Raw genomic sequence first — 24,349 nt, forward strand, 5'->3', positions numbered from 1 at the left:
TAGTTGACAGGTGATAAAGCTTAAGCATTTCCCACTTAAGCTTTATCATCCGTATATTATTGTTCTGTTAAAATTATAGGACCATTTTTCGTTATAGCAATTGTATGTTCATATTGAGCCGATAAATGTCCATCAACAGTTCTAGCAGTCCACCCATTATCATCCATTTTACTTTGCCACTTACCTGCATTTATCATCGGTTCAATTGTAATAACCATTCCTTCTTTAAGTCGTATACCTTTACCCTGTTCACCATAGTGAGGAATTTGTGGTTCTTCATGTAATGTTGGTCCAATACCGTGAGCTGCAAAATCTCTTACAACAGAGAACCCTTCAGGTTCTACATAAGATTGAATAGCATATCCAATGTCTCCAATTCTATTTCCTGCATATGCCATTTCAATCCCTTTATCCAATGCTTTTCGTGTCACGTCAAGCAAATTTTGAGTCTCTTCAGAAATTTCGCCTACCGCATAAGTCCAAGCTGAATCAGATAATCCTCCATTTAAATTCACGACCATATCAACCGTTACGATGTCACCATCTTTTAAAGGCTCCTGCCTCGGAAATCCATGACAAATCTCATCGTTTATTGATGAGCATGTAGCATATTTATAACCTTTAAACCCTTTTTGCTCTGGTGTTGCTCCATGTTCTCGCAAATATTTCTCAACAAAATCATTAATCTCTAAAGTTGTTATACCTGGTTTAATTATTTTACCTATTTCCTTATGGCACGATGCCAATAACATCCCCGATTTTTGCATAAGATCAATTTCTCTCTTAGATTTTAACGTTATCAATCATTTCACACCTTTTTCTTAGTATTCAAAAATAAGAAAGCGCATCTACAAGTGCTCTTTCATAATCAACTTTATTATCGTTTTTTCTAAACTTTAACTTCTCTCCGTGTGGTAAATAATACCTGAAATCTAATAGAAAATCCAGTGAATCCACACTGAACACTACTATATTCAATTGTATTATTTTATTTCTCAAAAGTAACTTTCATTAACCTACTAAAGGTTTGCAGTAGAGTCGTTGCTACCATTCACCCGTTCCTTAAACATCATTCAAAAATTAGAAAGCAAGAATTAGAAGGATTTTACTTCTATAAGACCATATAATTTGCTTGTAATCATCATTATTAATACAAAGGAAGTGTTGATATGCATAAAACAATTGATTCAAAGATTTTTTACTTTGGTACTCCTGTCATTTTGATTAGTACAAGAAATGAGGACGGCACACCAAATCTAACACCAATTTCTTCATCTTGGTGGTTAAATCAATCATGTATGATCGGAATGAGCAGTAATTCTCAAACTGTTCAAAACTTATTAAGGGAACGTCAATGTGTTCTAAACATGCCATCCGCAGATCTCGTAAGTTCTGTAGATAAACTAGCACTATTAACAGCCAGAAATCCAGTACCTGATTATAAAGAAGATATGGGATATGTGTACGAACGAAACAAATTTGAAATTGCAAACCTTTCTCCTATTGACTCAAGATCAGTAAACGCACCTTTAGTAAAAGAATGTCCAATTCAACTAGAAGCATATGTCGAAAATATTCATCCTTTTGATGAACCGAGCGCACTTGTTGCAATAGAATTAAAGATGGTTCATACACATGTTGATGAAGAACTTCTAATGGATGGAGAAAAAAACTATATCGACCCAGAAAAATGGAAACCATTAATCATGAATTTCTGTGAATTCTTCAGCCTTGGCCCTAAGTTACATCCCTCGAGGCTAGCTGAACCTTTTTTAGCAAAAAGTCGTGAAGGCTAAATATAATATGGAGGCTTGTGTCAACAATTATTGATGGAAACTGCATATGGGGGAATTTTAAATCTCTTATAAATAAAGGAACAAAGAATCTGCTAAGGCCGTCAAAACCTTTACTTTAACAAGAGTTTGAATAATCGTAACATTCACTTAAATAAACAAGATTGACTTATGCTCCAACTTGTATATCAAGTAGCTTTATAATCAAGCATTTAGTCAATCTTGTCTTTAATTCGGTTTTTTATTGCTTTTTCGATATTCTGTAGGCGTTTTTCCTGTTATCTTTTTAAACAATGTTGTAAAATGTGTTGGGCTTGAAATACCAACCTCCATACTGACTTCGATTATTGATAGTTCAGTGATTGTAAGCAACTCCATTGCTTTTGAAATACGTACATTTTGAATATAGGTCATCGGTGAAACTCCCTTTATACGTTTGAAAGTTCGTTGTAAATGATAAGGGCTTCCATGATGAATATCAGCCAATAGATCCAAAGTAAGTGATTCTACGTAATGCTTATCAATATATTCTGTTATCCTTACCACCCAATCCTCATCTGGCATTCGTAAAGCGTTTGGTTTACAACGTTTGCAAGGACGAAACGCCTCAGATAATGCCATTTCCGCACTTGAAAATATACGAACATTTTGACGTTTCGGCTCTTTTGATTTACATGATGGACGGCAAAAAATACCCGTTGTTTTCACTCCATAATAAAAGTTATGATCGTAGGAGGCATCGTTGCAAACGATAGCTTGCCACCTTTCTTCTGTCAAACTACAATCAATTGGCTCAAGAGCTTTCTGCCTTTGAATGATCATATTTTCTTTTTCAAAAACTTTATCCATCATAACATCACCTCGGTAATCAGTATACCTCGCTAAGTAAATGTATGTAACCTTTCACGAATGGAAGAGCAAGATTACAAAGGTATTATTTCAGAACTTTCAATGTATTAAAATGACTTATATCCCTTAATAAACTCGTATCTATAAAATTAAGCTTTAATTAGCATTGTCAATTTCTAAATCAAGAATATTTTTTTCTAATTATTACAAATGATAAAATATATATAACTAGAAAGTACTTAAGTAAGCAATTATAAAAGGAGGCATAGGTCAAATGATTGAATATAGAAAAGCAAGATTAGAAGATGTTAAGGGAATTATTCAAGTTTGTTCAGATGGATATCGAAATACATATCCAGAGTTGATACAAATGGACCACATAGAAAATATCATAATGGAGTATTACAATGAGAATAGAATTAAAAATGAGTTATCAAACATCAGTCAAGAGTGGAACGGTTGGTTTGTTGCGGTAGAGAATGGACAAGTTATTGGTGCTGGTGGAGGGGGATTTGTTGCTCCTGAGATAGCTGAGTTATATGTGATATATTTAAACCCTAATAGAAAACGAGAAGGCATAGGCAGTAACTTATTAGCAATTATAACAGAGGATCAAATCAAACGTGGAGCAAAACAACAATATGTTTCTGTTATTAAAGGTAATTTAATAGGAACACCTTTTTATGAAAAAGTAGGCTTTATATACGATAGCGAACACCCTGCACACGGCCTTCCAGAAGAAGAAGGATATAAATCTCTTAGATATAAACGAAATTTAACAAGCTCTTAAAAAGTGAATTAAAAGTTTTCTATATAAGATATTGTTACTTTTTTAACATCTCTTAAATTAGTAGAACGATGGAACATTTATTCTCTTGAAGAGCATATGAAATTCAAAGAAGAGATCAAATTTTATTATCGTTGTACAAATCATTATCACAATTCTCATTTTTATTATATTACCATACTAAGCAAAGCTTGCTTCAGACTGTTTCCTGAGCTAACTTTGCTTTTTAACTTTTTTATCATCTAACGAATGATACACACAAATAATCAACAAACTAATAATCATTGAATCAAAAAATCTCATAACCGCTATTCCGTAATTAAACAATGGCACATAATCAATTGCATACCAAGTTAGAATGATACAGCCTCCTACAGCAATAAGAGATATCCAAAAGTGAATTTTCTGCTTAGTTGTTTTTGTAATATCTCGTTGACCAAAGTACTTACTTCTAAAAAACAAATATAAGATGATTATACCTAAACCAAATAAAGTACCTCCGTGTTGAAGGAACTTGTACACTGGAACCCTAAATTGAAAAAGGGTTATTTGTTTAGATAAGAATGAGAACTTTACCACCATAAAACCATTCGCATGTGTAACCGAATCCCAAATTACATGTGTAAACATGCCTATAATAGCAGAATAAACAAAAACAATGCTGTTCACCATCTTATTATTAGTTGACCTATCAATATAGGAATCTTGCAAAACAACTGGAACATGATGCATGAGTGTTTTGTGTATTAACTTATGATAAATGTAAGCAAACAAAATCACGAATGGCAAATTAAAATAAAAGAATCCTGAAATTGTATGTCCATATAATCCATAAGGCTGCCCTCTAAGAAAATATTCAAAATCAGGTGCCATACTACCGAATACAAGTGCAGTAAAATTCACCCACTTGCTCTTCCTTGGAAACAGTAATATAGCCGCAGGATGGGCAAAGGTTAATGGCATCCATACCATCCTCTCTCTAAATTAATAACATATACAATTTTATCCAAACATTTCTAATATGTCTATGAAATTTAGTTAACCATCAATCATCTATTAAATAACCTCCTCCTCAATTGACTTACATTTAATTTTATTTCAATCTCCACTCCTCAAATACATAGTTAACTATCAAACTTTTAAAACATAACAATAGTTGTAATAACAAAAAATGTAAATAATATATATAAATATCCCTATTAAATTAGGGGTTTATAATATATGAGGAGGAAGTTTATGAATAAGTTACTTACGATTGTTTCAGCAACAGTTCTGTCAAGTTCATTGTTATCCCCATCTGTGAAAGCGTTTTCTGGAGAAGTTGAATTAGGTGCTGGTAGTTATTCAACAGTTAAGCCTGTTGGTGTGTCTGATGTGCAGGATACTATCTATAAAACACCTAATATAACAGGAGCAATGCCGACAAATGATTGGTGGAGCTCAACAGCTTGGGAACAATATTCGAACGCTCAATATCCACACCCACTAGCGATGATCAATGAACCATCTGGACTTAGAATTTATAACCCTAGTAACAATATTGAAGGGTTAGGAGGATTTACGAAAGGCTGGATGAATGATATCGATGATTTTGTCCTTGGTCATACAGGGACAAGCTCATTTGAAAATACAAAAGTTGATGAATTTAGTGACTGGTTTGTCACGAATGAATATAAAAATGGTGAAAGCTCTCTTCATGTCACATACGGTCACGGTTCACCATTTGTCTATGCTGAATATGAAGGAGGAGAGCCACGGATCACATTACCTTCTATTCCTCCTACAGTTTGGTATGGTGATGAAAATAGTAACGTATTAGGTATTACAACTGAAAAAGGAAGTCATTATGCATTGTTTGGTCCAACTGGATCAACATGGTCAGGAATGGACACAAAAACATTAACGAATCATCTAAACGGAAAGAATTATTTTTCGGTAGCTGTGCTTCCTGATAATTCAATCGAAACATTAAAGAAATTTGAGCAGTATGCATACTCACATGTTGTTGACACAAAGGTTGATTGGTCATACAACGAGGCAACGAGTGAGGTAGAAACAACGTTTATGTTTGAAACAGAAGCAAAAGAGGGCTCTAACGAAGGTACGATCTTTACACTATATCCACATCAATGGAAGAATACGAGTCAACCTCTCCTAGACTACACGTTTGATTCTGTTCGTGGAACGATGAAGGTTGCAGAAGGGAATTCATTCAAAACAACATTGATTTTTAATGGTGTATTACCATCATTACCTGACTTAGGAACTTACGATAAATCAGTGTTAACAAACTATATAAATGAAGCACAAACTGAAGTTGATACTTCTAATGATACTTATTATTTTGGAAAACGGTTAGGTGAACTTGCGACACTCGCTCCAATCGCTGAGCAAGTTGATGATAATGATGCAGCGAATCAATTCAGACAAGAAATGAAAAATGGGTTAGAAGATTGGCTAACTGCAAGTGATGCGAGCGGGAACTTAAATGGAGAACGTTTATTTTATTACAATGATAATTGGGGTACTCTTTTAGGTTATCCAGACAGTTTTGGTTCAGTTCAAGAAATGAATGATCACCATTTCCATTACGGTTACTTTATTAAAGCTGCTGCGGAAATAGCAAGAGTTGATAAAGAATGGGCTAGCAATGATCAATGGGGACAAATGGTCGAACTCTTAATAAAAGATATCGCGAACATGGAGCGAAATGATGAAGTTTTTCCATTCTTAAGGAATTTTGATATGTATGCGGGACATACTTGGGCTTCTGGTCACGCAAAATTCTTTGATGGAAACAACAATGAATCATCATCTGAAGCTATGAATGCTTGGGCTGGTATTATTCTATGGGGTGAAGCAACAGACAATAAGGAGCTTCGTGATTTAGGTATTTACTTATTTACTACTGAAATGAATGCAATTAATGAATATTGGTTTGATGTAACTGGTGAAAATCATAATCCAGACTTTACTCGTGAGACTGCAAGTATGCTTTGGGGAGGAAAAACAGTTGGTGATGCTGTTTGGTGGACTAATAATCCTGAGGAAGTTCATGGCATCAACTGGTTACCTATCACAGGTGCATCACTTTATTTAACACAATATCCAGAATATACGAAACGTAATTATGAAGCGTTAGTATCTGAAAATGGTGGAGATAGTTGGGATGCTTGGGAGGATCTCGTTTGGATGTACCGTGCGATCGAGAATCCTGAAGATGCGATTCGCCAGTTTAACGAGAGAAAAAATGTGTTTGTACCAGAAGGTGGGAATACAAAAGCAAACACATATCATTGGATTCACAATTTAAATGCATTAGGAAATGTTGATCCTACTATAACAGCTGATTACCCAATTTATGCAGTATTTACTAAAAACAATGCAAAAACCTATGTCGTATATAATATGACTAATTCAGAAAAAACAGTAACTTTCTCAGATGGTACGATAGTAACTGTTCAACCACACCAATTTAATATTGGTAACGACGATACTGACTCAGGAGAACAACCTGATAATGACACCATAATAAATGCTTTTGAAAGAATTGAAGCCGAGTTATATACTTCTATGAATGGAATTGAAACTGAACAAACATCTGATGTAGATGGAGATTTAAACATAAGCTCAATCGACAATGGCGATTATCTAGTATATGAAAATGTTGATTTTGGAAGTGGAGCAACAGGAATAGAAGCTAGGTTTGCTTCTGAATCAACTGGAGGAACAGTTGATTTAAGGCTTGATAACGAATCTGGTGAATTGATAGGCACAATTGACTTTACGAATACTGATGGATTAGACAATTGGATAACAAGTACAGCGACTATATCAAATACCACAGGAATTCACGACTTATATCTAGTTTTCAATAGTGAAGCTGAAACTGGGCTTGGTATCTTGAATTGGTTTACTTTCACTAATGAACCAATTGATGATGATAGTGATACTGATAATGATACCGTTATTGTAGAAGATGATTTTTCAATTGAAATGGTAAAAAATGAGCCTTCTAGTGTCACATTTATTTTCTCACCAACTTCAGGATCATCTACATTTGTTGACTTTCACTATACTGTGAATGAGAACCCCCAACAAAATGTAAAAGCATCTGAAAACAATGGGAAATGGGAATATGTTGTAACTGATTTACAAGCAGGGGATTCTATTCAATTCTTCTATACGTATGCTAAAGAAGAATTAGCGTATGACTCTCCTTCCTATGAGTATACACATTAAACATTTAATATTTTTAGAACATAAAATTATTTCAATCTGATTATTGAGGAACACGGTAGCTATGCTTTTGTGTTCCTCAATTTAAAGATATAATCGGCTAATTAGACATCAGTAATATCAATAGACTAAAAATTCAGAATTTAAATCATTTAAATATTCCATGTCAAAAGCAACCCTAAATGTGTGAGTCCACCACCAAAACCATAGAGCAATAATGTATCTCCGGCCTTAACCTTCCCTTCTTCTATTCCTAAATTTAATGCAAGTGGAATAGAGGCAGAAGATGTATTTCCATAATACTTCATACTTGTTAATGTTTTTTCAATAGGGAATTGGGATTTATCACATATTGACTCGACCATCCTTAGATTCGCACTATGTGGTATAAACCAGTTAATATCTTCCATATCTTGTTCTGCTTTAAATAATAGTTGCTCCATTCCTTGAGGTACTGTTCGAACTGCCCATTTATACACCTCTCTACCGTTTTGTACCATTAATCCTGTGGAATTTAGTGGTTTTTCACCCATAGTAGTTGCAAAGGTTGTTCGGTAAACGTGAATACCTCCATCTCCGTTCGTACCCATATGACTTGCTAAAAAGCTGGGACTCTCTTCATCAAATTCCATTAACATTGCTCCAGCACCATCACCAAATAAGATACACGTCGTTCGATCTTCATAATCAGTAACTTTTGATAACGTCTCAGTAGCAACAACTAATACTTTTTTATGTGCCTCCGAAGTAATTAAGTTGTTTGCCAAATGTAAGCCATACGTGAAACCAGCACACGTAGCATTTAAATCAAAAGCTGCTGTGCTCGTTATATTAAAATGACTTTGAATTTGACAAGCTACACTAGGAAACGCATAATCTGGGGTTGTTGTAGCAACAATGATACAATCAACATCCTGTATATTTTTTTGATACTTCTCAATCATGTTTTCAATCGCATGATAAGCTAAATGTGATGCAAATTCTTCGTCCCCTGTTATCCTTCGTTCCTTCATACCAGTCCGTTGAACAATCCATTCATCATTCGTATCAACCATTCTTTCTAAATCCTCATTCACCAATTTCTTTTGAGGAACGTAGGTGCCAATTGCTGTGATGCGAGCTTTCGATTTTCCCACTAGATTTCACCCCTTTTTAATTATACAACACTTGGTATTAGTACCTAGTATAAAAATAGCTATTTGAATTGTCAATTACTGAAAATTAAATCAATTCTTCCAAATTATATAAAAATCAAACGATATTTTCTTTAATAAGTCATACTGAAAAAATTGAAAAAGTCCAATATGAAAACGCTACGATTATCATTTCGTCTTTTCTATTAATACTTTAAGTATTTGTATTTCATTTTGAACACCCCCAATAATATCTACAAAATATGAATTATCATCTACATACCAATAATAAGTCACTTTCTTAGCAAATCGATTATCACAATCGCAATCAATTTTATATACTGTTAAGTAATCGATTTTTATTTCTTCATTACTCCTCTCATTCCCAGGTTTCATCTTGTGACCTGTTTGTTCAAACACAATCATATTTTCATTTCCATCCGAATACCAAAACGTTATTCTTGTTAAGTGTTCTCTTCCACCAACATCTTCTGGAGGAACCTCAGCATCTATCTGTTTTCGATTAAACCCTTGCGGAAGTTCCTCTATATCTATTATTTTGAAGTTAACTAATTGCTGAGCTTGTTTTATATCAATATTTTTTGTTGCTATGTTTTTTATATGTTCGCTTTTACTTGCAGTTTTTTCAACTTCAATTGTTTTTAAATTTAATATTCCGTACACTAACAAGAGCGACAATGTAATAAGAAACACAAAACCTATCAGTTTCTTTTTCAAACTTATTCCCCCATCACTATTTGAATCTCCATTACTTGCAATCTGAGTTTTACAACTATTTCAAAAAACAAAAGACTAATTATTCACTAAACTTAATGAACAATTAGCCTTCTTAATGTTAAACCTTTACCTATTAATTAAATTTCAAAACAACTTTTTCCCTTATGTAAGTTAATTCATTTTCTCTTGGATATTTTTAGGGATCATAACCACTTCAGTATTAATAACTGGTTGTTCTTCTGGAACGATACATTCTTCCCAAAACTCCATATGTTTTTTGATAATTTCGTTTTTATTGTTAGTTTCTTCTTCTGTTAACTCTACTTCTACTTCCCTGCCTTTTATTGCATACCAATATAAAAATTCCCCATCAGAACTTTTTTCACGAAACATCGTTTCGACGTACAAGTTTTCATTTTTTAATATGATAAGCACTTTATCCATGTTTTCGTTTAACATATCCATCCACTCATCTACACGCTTTGATTTACCTTCTTTAATGCGATATTTAGTTAATCTTACTTCCATTCTCTATGCCTCACAATCAATTAATATTTATTTCAATATAACACAATTCCATTTATCCCACTATTTTCTATAAATAATTAACAATTAAAATTTTAGTTTTCAAGTCTAGTAAGCATATACATTATGCTCCTATGTTGTTATATCTTTAATTGATACTTAACTCTTTCATTTTTAGACGATTTATTACTGTTCTACTATTAAGCTAGGATTTAGCAATGCGATGAATTCGTTCATAGCTGGTGACATCCACTTACGATTGTGTAGAACGAGTTGCACGTAAACTTCAATATTTGGTTCATTTAATGGAATGAGAGATAAGCTACCTTCATCAATTTCCTTTTGAACTGTAATTTTCGGTAATAACGATACACCTAAACCTGAATGAACGCATTTTTTTATCGCTTCAATACCGTTAAATTCTAATGATGAACCACAAATAACTCCTTCTCTTCGGTAAGCCTCTTCTAACATCGTTCGGTATGAGCATCCTTTTTCTGTATAGATCATTGTCTCATCTTGTAAATCGGTTACAGTAACCTCTTGTTTTTTTGAGAGTGGATGATCTTTACAGCCGACTAGTACCATTTCTTCCTTCCGCAACACTACTTTTCTAAGGTCTTCGTGTAAATATTTACGATCCATAACAATTGCTACATCATATGTACCATTTAAGACACCTTGATACAATTGTGTACACATATTTGACTGCACGAGAAATTTAATTTGTGGGTGTTTTTCATGAAAGGTTTGAAAATGTTTCACGAGTTCAAACGTAGCTAATGATTCAACCGTACCTATGGATAGTGTTCCATTTAATTGCTTTGTTGATTTTAACCGTTGCCTCGCCTCATCCTCTAAAGCTATGATTTTCAAAACATATTGATACAACTGTTCTCCAGAATGCGTTAAATGCATACCTCTTCCTAATCTTTCAAATATTTGTACACCGTAAGCCGCTTCGATCTTTTTCATTTGAGTAGTTACACTCGATTGAGCATACCCTAACTGTTCTGCTGCTTTAGTATAGTTTTTCCATTTTACAACCTCAACAAAAGTACGATAATAATCAATATCCATTTCTAATCATCACCTTTTTTGATAGTTACTATCAAAAATTATAGCTAACGTTGATAATACAGTCCATAGTAATATATATTTTACGAGGTGATATTCATGAATGAAAAGAAATTAAATGCATTACAATTAAGTGGTCTTATTATCGGTCCAATCTTAGGATCAGGCATTATTTTATTGCCACCAATTATATATGATGTAGCAGGAGATTATGCCATTGTGTCATGGACTACAATCATGTTGATTAATTGGTTCTTCGCTTTCTTATTTGGTCAACTAAGCATCAGATATCCTGGTGATTCCGGCGTGACCCAGGCGATTGAAGTTGTATTCGGAAAATACATTAAATATTTAGCTTCCTTCTTCTTAATAGGAGCTGTGGCATTTGGACCTCTTGCAGTATTGATGACAGCTGCTCAATTTATTCCTTTGAATGATTTCTTATCAACGGAATCAATCGCTTTTCTTTTAATGGGCATTACGATTTTAATCCTATTAATGAAAGTATCATTCGTTGGGAAAATTGCTTTCGTATTATCTTCCGTTTCTGCACTATTATTATTTACTGGTGGAGTTACTTCATTGGTTCAATACCCGAAGGCAGAGCTAATAACAACGAGTTTTGATTCCTCTAACTTCGGTTACAGCTTGTTATTACTATTTTGGACAATAGTAGGCTGGGAAGTAATTGGTAACTATAGTAATGAAGTCAAAAACATTAAGAAAACTGTTCCGAAAGCTGTTGGCTTTAGTGCATTAATCATTACGGTCGTATGTTTAGTAGTAGCTGCGGCGATTCAATGGTCAAATCCGCCACATATAGGAGGCGATTCACAATTAACTATAGCAACAATTTTAACACCTGTTTTTGGTACATCCACTAGTTTCATAATTGGTGTAATAGCACCTGCTTTATGTTTGACTTCTGTCATTTTATTTATTGGAGCTGCAGCAAGACTAATTAATTCATTAGCGATTGAAAATGTACTTCCTAAAAAGTTAGGCTATCGTACGAAAAACAATGTTCCATTAGGTGGTATTCTTGCGATAAGTATTTCTCACTTATTTGTATTTTTCCTGATTTTCATGGAGTGGATTAATGTTACACAAATCGTTGCACTTGCTGATGGTTTCTTTATTAGCAACGTATTAGTAACGATGCTAGCAGCAATCAAACTATTTGATCAGAAGATCGTAAAAATATCGACTGGCCTAATGATCATAATCTTGCTCGGATTCTTGTTATTCTCTTCACCTATTATGTTAATCGTGATTGCATTAATGACAGTTGGATTTATTTATAAGCAAGTGAAATTTAATGCTGAGAGCCGCAATTTTAACAAGCGTGAAAAAACTTTATATAACCCATTTTAATTTGGAATTGATAGATTAATTTATTACTTCATCATGAACTGAACCATTCACGTAGTTATGTATACGATTAATACATTCATTTTGTAATCTATACTTATCAACATACAAACAAAACTGCTCTAATTCTCTCTGAGCAGTTTTGTTATATTTTAATCATCCAACTTTTCAAACTACTATTTAATTAACCTTCATTTTCAATGCCTTTGTGGCAATAAAACATTTTATATACTTATCTAACGGTCTTCTCCCTCCAAAATCGTCCTCATATAATCCAGCAATTACGAAACCAGCATCAACTTGTCCTTGAATTTGATCTTCTAGTGTATGTCCATATTCAACTGTATGATTTGAGCTAATATATTTTTGCAATTCTTCTTCTGTTAAATTGTCCAATGAACAAGATGGAATCGAATTTTTCACGACTAAATTTCCTTTCTGATCCTCTTCATCATCAAAGATAAATAGCAGTGGATTAGTGAAACCAGAAATCAGCACTCCTTTATCTTTTAGTACTCTAGACATTTTCATCCAAACAGGAGAAAGATCATCAACAAATAAATTGGCAACAGGATGGACAATTATATCGAAAGCTTCATCGTCAAAAGTAGACAAATCTGACATGTTACCGTGAACAGTTTTAAGGTTTAAGCGTTCTCTTTTTGCGACATATTCATCCTTCTCTAGTTGCTTTTTGGATAGATCAACAACTGTTACCTCAGCACCTGCTGCAGCTAAAACTGGTCCCTGTTGTCCACCACCAGATGCTAAACAAAGAATTTTTAATCCTTTCAACGAATCAGGAAACCAATCCCGTGGAACTGGTTTGCCTGCTGTAACCGTTATTTCCCATTCACCAGATTTACTTTTTTCAATTATTTCTTTAGAAACTGCTTGAGTATATACAGCTCCATCTTCAACTTTCTTATCCCAAGCGCTCTGATTTTGTTTTATTATATTCATCACTTAATATCGCTCCTATTCTAATAATCATTAATGTTATTCATTACACAATTGTATTCTAACTGTCCTATTCACCATCAAACCAAACGTAGCTCAACTTCTTAATCCCCTCAACAATGTCATGGTGTGACAACTCACCAAACCCTAATAAGAAATAAGCCGCATTATCTTTAGGGCGTTCCATCCAATATTTATCTGCTGAATAAATGTTAATCCCTGACGCTAATGCTCTGTCTAGTAGCTTTTCTTCATCTTGATTCTCAATACGAATAATGACGTGTAGACCTGCTTGGGTTCCTTGTATATGTACATATTCACCCATATACTGTTTTATCGCTTCAATGAGTACAGTATGTTTTTGGGAGTAGATTTTGCGCATTTTTCGAATATGCCGTTCAAAAATTCCTTTCTCCAGCAATTGTGCAAGCGTTCTTTGAATTATCGTTGCAACAGGTTGATTGTAAGTTGCAAAATGAGTATCATAGATGTTCAGTAATCTTTTTGGCAACACCATATAATTCACTCGAATTGATGGCATGAATGATTTTGAAAATGTTCCTATGTAAATAACTCGTTCATTACGATCTAAAGCCTTCAATGCTGGAATTGGTTTTCCTTGATAACGAAATTCACTATCATAATCATCCTCAATAATGAAGCTGTCATTTTCACTCGCCCACTTTAACAGGCTTAGCCTTTTTTGAATAGGTAAAATCATGCCCATAGGAAATTGGTGTGAAGGAGTAACATAAACAGCTTTGGCACTACCTTTTTCTAATTGAGCAATACTAAGACCATCACTTTCAAGTGGAACTGATTGAATCGTAAATCCATGATTGATGAATACTCTGCGTGCTCCGTCATAACAAGGGTTTTCAACTGCAACCGTGTCAAGCATTCTCAAAAACATTTGACTTATTATACTTAACAACTGATACATTCCCGCTCCAATAATAACCTCATCAGCAGTACATGAAATGCCTCTGGATTGAAATAAATAGTGTGCCAACTGCTGACGTAACTGAAGGTCCCCCTTCTTATTACCATAGAAAATAAGGTGTTCATCATCCATTGCTAACACTTCATTCATTTGTCTTTTCCATAACGTATGAGGGATGTTGTCTAGGTCGACATTTCCATATCGAAAATCGTACAAGAATCGTTCTACTCGATGCTCTTTCACATCATTTGTTTGTAATTGGGATGAATGAAGCTGTGAGAGCAACGCATTATCAATATCGTTAACTATTAACCTCTTTCTCGGCTCACTATGAACATACCCTTCTGTTATCAATTGTTGATATGCATTTTCAATAGTATTTCGACTAATACACAAGTGCTCAGCTAAACCACGAATTGAAGGAAGCTTTGATTTTGGTGGTATTCGACCTGTTTCAATTTCATTCTTAAAATACTCGTATACTTGAATATAAATAGGTTTATAACCTTTATGCTCCAACGTTAATGTTATTTCTAGCATCCTACCCTCCCAATCTATCCCCTATATAAATATCAAAACTGTACCTTTTCGAATAGTCAGATTGTTAATACAATAATTTTACTCATTCAACTAACAAAAGAAAAGGAGGATTTTAATTGTATACAATGAGAAGAGATCAAAACCAGTGTACTGATATGGAAAGAGTTAATGAATTTTGTCAACGAATGAAAACAGGTTATTTGGGGCTCGTTGATGGACAAATGCCATATGTCGTGCCTTTCAATTTCGTCTGGTTAAATAACTGCATATATTTTCATGGGGCTGAAGAAGGGAGAAAACAAAGAATTCTTGAAGAAAACCCGAATGCATGCTTTACAATAGCTGAAGATCAAGGAACAATTACCGATCCGATTCCAGCACATACGAGTACAGGCTATTTTAGTGTCATGATTTTTGGTAATTTAGAAATCGTAGACGATGTTGAAGAATCAACAAACGCAATGCAAGTTATGCTTGATAAGTATGTTCCAGGTTACTTTAGTGAACCACTTTCACAACATCATGTATCTTCATACCGTTCTTCAAGAAATAGCAAAACCGTCTTCTATCGGTTACATGCAGATCATCTTACTGCAAAAGAGAACAAATTACTTGATGATAAACGATTTTACCCTGGACGTACGAGAGAACAAGATATAAAAGCGAAATAATACTCTCAATATCAATTGTAACAAAAAACTAAAAATCAATGATTCTAAATTAGTAGTAACGAACTTTGATTATCAAAGTTTAAATAAACTAATACATGACACTTGTATATGAGAAAAATAATTGGATAGAAATTAGCTTCTTGGCTTTATTCAGGTAGCACAATTAATAACAGCATCAAACTCTAGACACTTAGTCAAATAAGTCGATAAATTTAAAGGTCCTTTAAATTGATTTACCCCAGTTTCTTCTATAATAATTAATTTACGAACAAAGAAATACAGTTGTAATTACTTGACAACTGTATTTCTTTCAAGTAAACATTTTATAATTACTGAATATCACCAAAGCTCTATTTATTATTTGCCCATACTTACATTTTATTGTAATGAACCAAGCAAATCTGCCACAGAACGGTACCAATCACGAACATCATATAGACCAATTCCGATAATATCAAGATGGTCTACTGAGTGAAACTCTCCTATATGATTCCAAGTACCCTTTTGAGGATTCCCATTATAATATACTATCTCATCGGAAGAACCCAATGTAGGACCATCCATGGAATTTGTATTCACTACACCATCATTTTCCCACCAGTCATGATTGATATTAATATCACCACTTTCAGAATATCCACCTAGAAAACTACTAGTTAAATAAAATATTGGGTTCATAAATAACTCTGGTTTATGATGCCCTGACCAAATGGATTCATATGATTGCTCTGTTGATACAGAAAAATAATATGTATCTTCTTGAGCTCCTACCCAACTATTAAGCTCCATTGCCCCTTCTGGACTAGTATCCCACTCAGCTGTATCTTTCGTATCATACCAAATTGAACTATTGTAAACTTTTTCAGCATAATCCTCAAAAGATTCATCTACACCTCTTTTTAATCCCCATTGATCGAGTTTAAAATCATACAGGATACTATCTGTGTTTCCCGCCGAACTTGCAGCTAAAGCAATGATGTCTTTCGTCATTGGAAACAATCCATCTACTAATCTAGTTGCTGAAGATCCATCATGTGGAGAAGAAATAGTAAATACACTACTAACTAACGATTCTTGTTCACTATCAAAAAGCGGAGACAATTGCTCAAGTTCTGTCAATTCTTGTTCTTGTATATTACCTTCTGCTAAAAGTTGTGTTAAGACACGAATGGTTTGTCCACCTAGACTATGACCTACTAAATGAACCTTGTTTATTTCACCCGTTTCTGGATTCATTTCTCCCCATTCTGGATAGAAACCTTCATAAGTTCTACCGTAGCGATCATGACCATGCTCTTTAGAATGGGCTTCCCCATAATCTACGGTACCACCTTTTATTTGTGCATATAGCTCACTCGCTCGATCCCAATTACTTGAAAATGGACCAACAGCCGCAGTATGCGTTTCATAACCGTAATCATTTAAATCATCTTCAATATCAATTAGTCCTCCCCAATATCGATAACCTAAAAACTCATCACGTCCCCAACCAACTAATCCGTGTACTAATATTATCGGATAATCGTTTGCACGAGAACTGAGAGATTTAGTATGGAGTAGATTTTGTGTTAACGGTTCTTGATTACTTAATTCACTTGCATTTGGCACTGAAGATTCTTGAGCTGAAGCATTGAATGGACCTAACAAACTCATCGATACAACTATCCATAAAAAGAATAGCTTCTTCATGTTCTCCATCACTCTCCATATTATTCATATACGCCAACGTTATCCCAAGCTACCCTTACTTCATCTGCAACACTCGTTCCGTATAGATCTTCTGCTGCCTGAATCAATGATTGACGAGCATATGCAAAGTCACTATTAGGAGTTAAATAGATTGTAAGAGCTCTGTAATAGACTTGTTCAGCTTTGGCTTGTCCTATAGCATTAATTGTAATGTAAGCAGCTTTATTCGGAATACCACTATTCGTGTGCGCTCCTCCATTGCTTACATAGTCGTCCATATGATCAGGTTGACCTAGTTGAGTAGGATCAGAAAAGCTTCGAATTGCACCACCCTTAACAAACAGATCTTCACCTAATAACCAATCTTCATTATCTACAAAATAACCAAAAACATCAGCAAAGGACTCATTTAATGCACCAGTTTGACCTTGATACCCAAAATCAGCAGTTGAATCAATCACAGCATGTGTTAATTCGTGTCCAACTACATCATCTGCACTTGAAAAATCGGTATATGTGATTCCATCTCCATCACCATAGAGCATTTGATTACCATTCCATATTGCATTATAGAAAGAGTTTCCATAATGAACCGTCGAAATGATATCAGAACCTTGATTATCATAACTTACTCTTCCAAACGTATCATAATAATAATCAAAAACTTCACCAGCGTAATAATGAGCATCTACTGCAGCCCTCTGACGCTCATCATCAAATACGTTATCACGATCTGCTACATATTCACCCGGCAAATTAGATGTTTGATTGCGAATATCAAATGTAGAAATAGCACCATTCATTGGCTTTGTCGTATCATATAAGATATAAGAATTTTTATTTTCATATGTATTAATTGATTTCGTATCCCCTAATACACCGACACCTGTCCCCATAACTTCATGAACATTATTCTCAGCTTCGATAATTTCTCCATTCTCAGCATTTACCCATATATCCCAGTTTCCAGGGGAAGGATATGCAAATTGAAGTTGTACATGATAAGTGAGTAAGTAAGCTCCATTCTCATGATAAATAACTAATTCAGTAGACTCTTTTAGAGATTCAAATTCTTCATCATTTAATAACTCTACAGTGTTATTAGCTTTTTCTCGATCGATGTTAATATAATCCCATGCTACTTGCTTAGCATCTTTCTTTGAAATATCTTTTGTTTGTTTTATTTTATCTGGTGCATTTGGATGAAACTCTCCATTAATCGCAATAATTTCTCCATCCTTATTCACGTGAACGAGTATACGAGACTGATCAATTCGTATATTTTGGATCTGAGGTTGATAACTATAATGTGTTATTCCAAGTTCATCCGTTTCAGCTGAGGTAAACTTTAATTTAGTATCGGGATTGAACTTAAATAGATTTTCATTTACTTTAAAAAACTTACGAATATCGGCTTCATTTGTAACAATTTGATCAGTGAGTTTTCCTTTTAAAAACGTCGGACCATTTAACTCTATTTTCATTATTGACTCTACTTCTGAGTTCAACTTCCAATCAGGGTTAGCTTCTGCACCAACAAATCCAGCTTGGCTCGTTAACAAGACTGTACTCAACGCAACTGTACTAAATGCTTTCTTCCAATTCTTCTTCATTTTATTCACTCCTGTTGTCATTTTGAATCATTACGATTGTATGTGCTAAGATTAATATTTTCTCATCCCTACATGTTAGTCATTTGCTAAAATATAAGTTACGCTCAAGCTATTCATTATTGATCTTATGAAAGTTGATTTACTTAATCAAAAATCTCTTAAGTTAACACGTAGGTGTAATAGATTACAATTAACATATTGAGTATATTTTTGTAAAATATAAAAATAAAAAAAGTGCAGTTGCCATATGACGACAACTGCACTTTAATTAATCCCAAGAACCTAACGTTCATTGCTACTTTCCGACAATTAATAGGTTCTCAATATCTAAGTACTAATGATAGTTAGAGTAATAGAAACTGCTTCTTAATATACCCCTACACTATCCCAAGCTGCTGCTATTTCATCAGCAGTACTAGATCCATATAAATCTTCTGCAGATTGGATTAATGCTGCACGTGCATTGTCAAATTCACTATAAGGAGTTAAGTAAACAGTTAGAGCACGGTAATAAATTTGCTCTGCCTTAGATTTACCAATTGCATTGATTGTATGGTAAGCAGCTTTGTTCGGGATACCACTATTGATGTGAACGCCACCCCAGTCTCCTTCTCTAGTGTTCGGTAATACTCTAAAGTTATCCATGTGAGCAGGTTGGTTATAATCAGTTGGGTCTGATAAGCTTCGTAGTGCATCGCCACTTCTGTTAGGAGTGTAAATATCCTCACCTAATAACCAATCTTCATCATCAACGAAGTAACCAAAGACATCTGCAAAGGACTCGTTTAGTGCACCTGGTTGATTTTCATATACTAGGTCAGCAGTTGTATCAATAACCGCATGTGTTAATTCGTGTCCAACTACATCTTTTGATCCTGATAAATATGTGAATAATGAGCCATCACCATCACCGTAAATCATTTGATTACCTGTCCATCCAGCGTTATTGTAATTTGATCCATAATGAACACTTGATGTAATATCTGCTCCACGGTCATCGTAACTTTCACGACCAAATGTATCGTAATAGTAATCAAATACTTCACCAGCATAGTAATGTGCATCTACTGCTGCTTTTTGACGCTCGTCAACAAACGTATTACCAGTATCTGTTACATAAGAACCCGGTAAATTGAATTGTCCACCACCAAATAAATCAAACGTCTGAATAACACCATCCATTGGTTTTGTTGTATCGAATAAGTAATACGTATTATTGTATAGGAAAGTATTTAAAGATTTTGTATCACCTAATACACCTGTTCCCGTTCCAGTAGAAGCAACTTCTTTTACTTTATTCGTAGCTTGTAGAACATCGCCATTTTCAGCATTTACCCAAATATCCCAGTTTCCTGGTTCAGGAATTGAAAATTGTAGTTCTACATGATAAGCCAACGTGTATTCTCCATCATCATGGAATACAACTAGTTCAGTAGTTTCAGTTAATGTGTCAAAATCATTACCTTCTAAATTATTTACTGTAATATCAGCTTCTGCGCGATCGATATTGATGTGATCCCATGCTGTTTCTCTCGCATCTTTCTTAGATATTTCTTTTGATTGTTTAACCTTTTTTGGTGCTTCTGGATGGAATTCACCATTAACTGCAACAATCTCACCAGCTTCATTTACGTGAACAATTACTTTCGATTGATCAATTGGGATATCCTGAATATTAGGTTGGTAAGTATAATGTGTCATACCTAAATCATCAGTCTCTGATTGAATAAAGTCCATTTTATCTACAGAATTCATTTTAAAGAATTCCTTGTTTGCTTTGAAAAACTCACGAACGTCACTTTCAGATTTTACTTTTTGTGCTGCAATTTTCCCATTTTTAGCTTTTTTGCCCTTCTGTCCTTTTTCACCTTTGTTTCCTTTAATAAATGTAGAACCTTTTTCTTTTACTTTCCACTTTGCTCCTGTTTGAGAATTGATCTTCCATGCAGAATCAACTTCTTCTGCTTCTTCAACTACTACTTCTTCAGCTGCTGCTTCTTCAGTTACTACTTCTTCAGCTGCCTCTTCTTCAGTTACTACTTCTTCAGCTGCCGCTTCTTCAGTTACTACTTCTTCAGCTGCTGCTTCTTCAGTTACTACTTCTTCAGTTACTACTTCTTCTTGAGCTTGAGCTGCTGCTTCTTTAAGTTCGCCTTCAGCACTAACAAATGCTGCTTGACTTGTTAATAAAGCTGTACTCAATGCAACTGTACCCAATTTTTTCTTCCAATTCCTTTTCACACTATCAACTCCCTTTCGAATATATGACTTATTGTAACAACATTACAAAATTATGACATGGGTTATCATCCCTAAATTTCAGTAAACTGCTATTTTTACTATAATTTAATCTATTTTCTTCTACTTTAACCAATTAATATATAGCAGAAAATCATTTTACCAAAATTATAACTTTTCTAAACTACAACACTTAATTTCTATTACATACAATCACAAAATTGTAAATAAAAGTTATTTTACCTTCTATTGTATATTCTCTTTATAATTGTATTTGTACAAAGATTTAGGTCGTTTATGCAATTTTTCCAGTATAATATACCATTTACACTTCGCAAATAAACTTCATGCTTGTTATAAGAACACACCTTCCCTTTAATGTATTAAATCGTTAAATTTTTTTATATTATTATACTTTTATATTTATTTATTCCAAGCTATTTACTTATAATTAATTATCAGATTTTTCTAATTCTTCATACGTATTCGAATAGGTCTTAATTACTATTATTTCATAAACTAACATATTACCATCAAGTTCGAGTAAAAAATTAACATTTTTTTCGGGACTTTTGAATCACTTGGTAAAAATTTAATTTTATATAAAAATAAGTTAAATGTTATTTCATTTTGAATAGAATGATTAAATTACTTAAGTACCTGTATAAATATATATTAACTAAATTTTCTGAATATTATATATTTAAATATCATTTTAACATATTTCTTTTCTATTAAGCAGTATTTACACTATTTCTAACAGAAGAAAGCACACATAAAATAGTTAAAAAAACCCAATAATAACTTAACTACTTTATCTTAATCAGACACCATTGCTACTTACTTATCTAACCTTATATTAGATTAAACCTTCATTTTAGTTATATCACTAGTGTAATAACACTCATAAAAAACGAATATGTGAATAGAAATACGTATCTCTTATTCAACATTTTCACCCTACTCATAGTAAACTCATATATTTTATATGTTTACATGTATTTATAAGAAAACTCACTCTATAACTTTGATAGTTGAAGAATTCTAAATGAAGAGGAAAGCTTGAGTCATCACACGATTAGTTCCACTACCTTAATAGAGGTTTATTAAAATCTCGAATGATAAAATCTTCATATAATTAATCTGTAGACAATTTTATTTTCCATAAAAAAAGAGAGTAGATTGCTCTACTCTCTCATCATTTTAAATTTTCTATTCATCTATCAGTGGATTATTTTGGTGTTACAATTGGGAAATTCCGATCAATTTCATCTAACGCTAACAAAAATAGATCCCATTTCGATTTGTCACCAACAACTTTAATTGAGGCACTGTCTGGCTTCTCATTTGTTGTAACAAGTTCATATAACGTATCTTTTAACATTGTAACTGTAACGGCTGCTTCCCCAAGTCCTTTTGATATATATCTAAAGATGCCTCTTTTTACTTCCGTTGTTGCTGCTTCTTCTCGATCTGGAATGACAAAATTAATTTTAAAATCATAATTACCTGATACTAATCCATCGAGTCTAATACTGAACATACTTAACACCTGTTCAAGTGACATAATATCTAACACATCACTTGTAATTGTGGAACGTTGAATTGGAATGATGCTGTAACGTAACTCTTGAGCTCCCATCAAATATTCATTTCTCCAAGGCCCTGATTCAGCGATATATCCTAATTGCTCCAAAGCATCTGCACACAATAATTTAGCTTCACGATTATTTGGGTTCGCGTAAATTACTTGTTTTGTCACTTCTGCTACCCATTGATATTCTCCTTCCCGAAAGGACTTTTTCGCCTTATCAATAATTCTTTCTTCTCCACCCATATATTCAACATATTTTGTTGCGGATTCTTCTGGTAATAGCTTATTTAAGTCAACAGGATTTCCGTTATACCAGCCCATATATTTTTGATACACTGCCTTTGAATTATGATTCACAGTTCCATAAAAGGAACTGTTGTACCATTCCTTTCGCAAACTTTCTGGGAAATGCACTAGTCTTCCAACTTCTTCTAACGTAAATCCTTTATTGATTAATCGTAACGTTTGATCATTAATGTATTGATAAAGATCTCTTTGTTTTTCCATATAATCAATGCAATACTCTTGCCCATGTCGAGGCCAATTATGAACCTCAAAAACCGAGGTTAATGTATCACCGAACAAATCAATCGCCTGTTGAATGTATTTTGCCCAGGCTACGGGATCGCGAACTTCTGCACCACGCAACGTATAAATGTTATGAAGTGTAGCAGTACAATTTTCAGCAATACATAATGATTGCTCCTCAGGCACATAAATATTCATTTCTGCAGGTGCTTCAGTATCGGGAGTTAGTTGAAATTGCAACGTAACACCGTCTACACACTTTTCTACATACTTTTCATCATCAGAAAGTGTAATTTCCTGAGCAGAATTTACAAGTGTCACTGTTCCAGAAGATACGTACTTTCCAATACCACTATCAACTTGCCCCTTCGCACCTCTAGGTAGCAGTTCACCATACATATATAAACCTCTGCGTGTCATTGCTATCCCTGCAGTTACATTCTCTTCTAGCGCAGCATCTAAGAATCCACTTGGTGCAAAAATCTCAACACCTTCTGTCGCTCCACTTTCCAAAACACCCAAAACGCCTCCATAGTGATCAACGTGAGAGTGGGTGAAAATTACTGCACTTATTGGGATCACACCAAAGTGACTGTTCACTAGTTGAATTGCTGCTTCGGCTGTTTCCTTTGACGTTAAGCAATCTATTATAATCCAACCTGTATCACCTCTTATGAGACTGAGGTTTGCAAGGTCAAACCCACGAACTTGGTATATCTTATTGGTTACTTGGTAAAGACCACAATGTAAGTTTAATTTTCCTTGCTCCCATAATTTTGGATGAACCGTATCTGGCATTTCATCTACTTCTAAGAATTCATAACGAGTTAAGTTCCATACGGGTAAGAGTGAACTCTTACTTTTGATAACAGGAAAAGGTACATCGACAAGCATATTTTTTATTGCCCATTCCCGCTCAATTCCCAACCTTCCCCAATCTATTTTCTTATATTCTTCTTTATTTATTATCCTCGTTTTTAATGTGGCATTTTTCCTTAACAGATTTAATTCTATGTCTCTTTCTAACTCTCCATTTTCATTAACGCTCATAAGCCCACCTC

The 24,349-nt window shown here is 34.0% G+C and carries 18 protein-coding genes; 5 read left to right on the forward strand and 13 right to left on the reverse strand.

The genetic code is table 11. The features are described from left to right. Positions 1-56: 56 nt before the first annotated feature. Positions 57-803: a type I methionyl aminopeptidase gene (gene map / locus BFG57_RS05460; RefSeq protein ID WP_069716463.1), complete on the reverse strand. Its 747-nt coding sequence runs from the start codon at positions 801-803 to the stop codon at positions 57-59. 366 nt (positions 804-1,169) lie between these two features. Here map and BFG57_RS05465 point away from each other — a divergent pair, with 366 nt between their 5' ends. Then, positions 1,170-1,796, forward strand: coding sequence for a flavin reductase family protein (locus BFG57_RS05465; protein WP_069716464.1), 627 nt, complete (start codon positions 1,170-1,172; stop codon positions 1,794-1,796). A 225-nt stretch (positions 1,797-2,021) separates the two neighbouring features. Here BFG57_RS05465 and BFG57_RS05470 read toward each other — a convergent pair whose 3' ends face one another. Beyond that, complete coding sequence (locus BFG57_RS05470) at positions 2,022-2,615, reverse strand: bifunctional transcriptional activator/DNA repair enzyme AdaA (RefSeq protein ID WP_069716558.1); 594 nt, start codon at positions 2,613-2,615, stop codon at positions 2,022-2,024. A 301-nt stretch (positions 2,616-2,916) separates the two neighbouring features. Here BFG57_RS05470 and BFG57_RS05475 point away from each other — a divergent pair, with 301 nt between their 5' ends. After that, positions 2,917-3,432, forward strand: coding sequence for a GNAT family N-acetyltransferase (locus BFG57_RS05475; RefSeq protein ID WP_069716465.1), 516 nt, complete (start codon positions 2,917-2,919; stop codon positions 3,430-3,432). Between the two features lie 210 nt (positions 3,433-3,642). Here the strand turns inward: BFG57_RS05475 and BFG57_RS05480 are convergent, their stop codons facing one another. Next, a complete protein-coding gene (locus BFG57_RS05480; RefSeq protein WP_069716466.1) occupies positions 3,643-4,392 on the reverse strand; it encodes a DUF4184 family protein in 750 nt (249 codons plus the stop codon). A 273-nt stretch (positions 4,393-4,665) separates the two neighbouring features. On the opposite strand from BFG57_RS05480, the gene BFG57_RS05485 reads away from it, so the two are divergent. Further along, the gene (locus BFG57_RS05485) at positions 4,666-7,671 is read left to right on the forward strand and encodes a glycosyl hydrolase (protein ID WP_069716467.1); all 3,006 of its coding nucleotides are present in this window, start codon (positions 4,666-4,668) and stop codon (positions 7,669-7,671) included. A gap of 149 nt (positions 7,672-7,820) precedes the next feature. Here BFG57_RS05485 and BFG57_RS05490 read toward each other — a convergent pair whose 3' ends face one another. From BFG57_RS05490 to BFG57_RS05505, 4 genes are all read right to left on the reverse strand, one after another. Beyond that, entirely contained in the window at positions 7,821-8,804 is a 984-nt protein-coding gene (locus BFG57_RS05490; protein ID WP_069716468.1) for a ketoacyl-ACP synthase III, read from the reverse strand. Between the two features lie 186 nt (positions 8,805-8,990). Next, positions 8,991-9,539 (reverse strand): hypothetical protein, encoded by a 549-nt coding sequence (locus tag BFG57_RS05495; RefSeq protein WP_069716469.1) that lies wholly within the window; start codon positions 9,537-9,539, stop codon positions 8,991-8,993. Between the two features lie 171 nt (positions 9,540-9,710). Then, positions 9,711-10,067: a DUF6176 family protein gene (locus tag BFG57_RS05500; RefSeq protein WP_069716470.1), complete on the reverse strand. Its 357-nt coding sequence runs from the start codon at positions 10,065-10,067 to the stop codon at positions 9,711-9,713. A gap of 183 nt (positions 10,068-10,250) precedes the next feature. Further along, positions 10,251-11,144, reverse strand: coding sequence for a LysR family transcriptional regulator (locus BFG57_RS05505; RefSeq protein ID WP_069716471.1), 894 nt, complete (start codon positions 11,142-11,144; stop codon positions 10,251-10,253). Between the two features lie 96 nt (positions 11,145-11,240). Between BFG57_RS05505 and BFG57_RS05510 the strand changes: the two genes are divergently transcribed. After that, complete coding sequence (locus BFG57_RS05510; protein ID WP_069716472.1) at positions 11,241-12,515, forward strand: APC family permease; 1,275 nt, start codon at positions 11,241-11,243, stop codon at positions 12,513-12,515. A 177-nt stretch (positions 12,516-12,692) separates the two neighbouring features. Here BFG57_RS05510 and BFG57_RS05515 read toward each other — a convergent pair whose 3' ends face one another. After that, positions 12,693-13,475: a class I SAM-dependent methyltransferase gene (locus tag BFG57_RS05515; protein WP_069716559.1), complete on the reverse strand. Its 783-nt coding sequence runs from the start codon at positions 13,473-13,475 to the stop codon at positions 12,693-12,695. 67 nt (positions 13,476-13,542) lie between these two features. After that, entirely contained in the window at positions 13,543-14,955 is a 1,413-nt protein-coding gene (pdxR, locus tag BFG57_RS05520) for a MocR-like pyridoxine biosynthesis transcription factor PdxR (protein WP_069716473.1), read from the reverse strand. 125 nt (positions 14,956-15,080) lie between these two features. Here pdxR and BFG57_RS05525 point away from each other — a divergent pair, with 125 nt between their 5' ends. Continuing rightward, the gene (locus tag BFG57_RS05525; protein ID WP_069716560.1) at positions 15,081-15,626 is read left to right on the forward strand and encodes a pyridoxamine 5'-phosphate oxidase family protein; all 546 of its coding nucleotides are present in this window, start codon (positions 15,081-15,083) and stop codon (positions 15,624-15,626) included. Between the two features lie 378 nt (positions 15,627-16,004). Here the strand turns inward: BFG57_RS05525 and BFG57_RS05530 are convergent, their stop codons facing one another. From BFG57_RS05530 to BFG57_RS05545, 4 genes are all read right to left on the reverse strand, one after another. Then, a complete protein-coding gene (locus BFG57_RS05530; protein ID WP_217627917.1) occupies positions 16,005-17,315 on the reverse strand; it encodes an esterase/lipase family protein in 1,311 nt (436 codons plus the stop codon). A 20-nt stretch (positions 17,316-17,335) separates the two neighbouring features. Next, on the reverse strand, positions 17,336-18,928 hold the full coding sequence (locus tag BFG57_RS05535) for a M4 family metallopeptidase (protein WP_069716474.1): 1,593 nt from the start codon (positions 18,926-18,928) through the stop codon (positions 17,336-17,338). Between the two features lie 366 nt (positions 18,929-19,294). Next, entirely contained in the window at positions 19,295-21,169 is a 1,875-nt protein-coding gene (locus BFG57_RS05540; protein ID WP_069716475.1) for a M4 family metallopeptidase, read from the reverse strand. Between the two features lie 1,228 nt (positions 21,170-22,397). Further along, the gene (locus BFG57_RS05545) at positions 22,398-24,338 is read right to left on the reverse strand and encodes an alkyl/aryl-sulfatase (RefSeq protein WP_069716476.1); all 1,941 of its coding nucleotides are present in this window, start codon (positions 24,336-24,338) and stop codon (positions 22,398-22,400) included. Positions 24,339-24,349: the final 11 nt, after the last annotated feature.

Origin of the sequence: Bacillus solimangrovi, assembly GCF_001742425.1 — a bacterium.
Taxonomy (GTDB): domain Bacteria; phylum Bacillota; class Bacilli; order Bacillales; family Bacillaceae_N; genus Bacillus_AV; species Bacillus_AV solimangrovi.

What these genes read in the sequence shown, in the direction of transcription:
- BFG57_RS05465 (WP_069716464.1), top strand. Translation starts at nt 1,170, where the DNA reads ATGCATAAAACAATTGATTCAAAGATTTTTTACTTTGGTACTCCTGTC.
- BFG57_RS05470 (WP_069716558.1), bottom strand. Translation starts at nt 2,615, where the DNA reads ATGATCATTCAAAGGCAGAAAGCTCTTGAGCCAATTGATTGTAGTTTG.
- BFG57_RS05475 (WP_069716465.1), top strand. Translation starts at nt 2,917, where the DNA reads ATGATTGAATATAGAAAAGCAAGATTAGAAGATGTTAAGGGAATTATT.
- BFG57_RS05480 (WP_069716466.1), bottom strand. Translation starts at nt 4,392, where the DNA reads ATGCCATTAACCTTTGCCCATCCTGCGGCTATATTACTGTTTCCAAGG.
- BFG57_RS05485 (WP_069716467.1), top strand. Translation starts at nt 4,666, where the DNA reads ATGAATAAGTTACTTACGATTGTTTCAGCAACAGTTCTGTCAAGTTCA.
- BFG57_RS05500 (WP_069716470.1), bottom strand. Translation starts at nt 10,067, where the DNA reads ATGGAAGTAAGATTAACTAAATATCGCATTAAAGAAGGTAAATCAAAG.
- BFG57_RS05505 (WP_069716471.1), bottom strand. Translation starts at nt 11,144, where the DNA reads ATGGATATTGATTATTATCGTACTTTTGTTGAGGTTGTAAAATGGAAA.
- BFG57_RS05510 (WP_069716472.1), top strand. Translation starts at nt 11,241, where the DNA reads ATGAATGAAAAGAAATTAAATGCATTACAATTAAGTGGTCTTATTATC.
- BFG57_RS05515 (WP_069716559.1), bottom strand. Translation starts at nt 13,475, where the DNA reads ATGAATATAATAAAACAAAATCAGAGCGCTTGGGATAAGAAAGTTGAA.
- pdxR (WP_069716473.1), bottom strand. Translation starts at nt 14,955, where the DNA reads ATGCTAGAAATAACATTAACGTTGGAGCATAAAGGTTATAAACCTATT.
- BFG57_RS05525 (WP_069716560.1), top strand. Translation starts at nt 15,081, where the DNA reads ATGAGAAGAGATCAAAACCAGTGTACTGATATGGAAAGAGTTAATGAA.
- BFG57_RS05530 (WP_217627917.1), bottom strand. Translation starts at nt 17,315, where the DNA reads ATGAAGAAGCTATTCTTTTTATGGATAGTTGTATCGATGAGTTTGTTA.
- BFG57_RS05535 (WP_069716474.1), bottom strand. Translation starts at nt 18,928, where the DNA reads ATGAAGAAGAATTGGAAGAAAGCATTTAGTACAGTTGCGTTGAGTACA.
- BFG57_RS05545 (WP_069716476.1), bottom strand. Translation starts at nt 24,338, where the DNA reads ATGAGCGTTAATGAAAATGGAGAGTTAGAAAGAGACATAGAATTAAAT.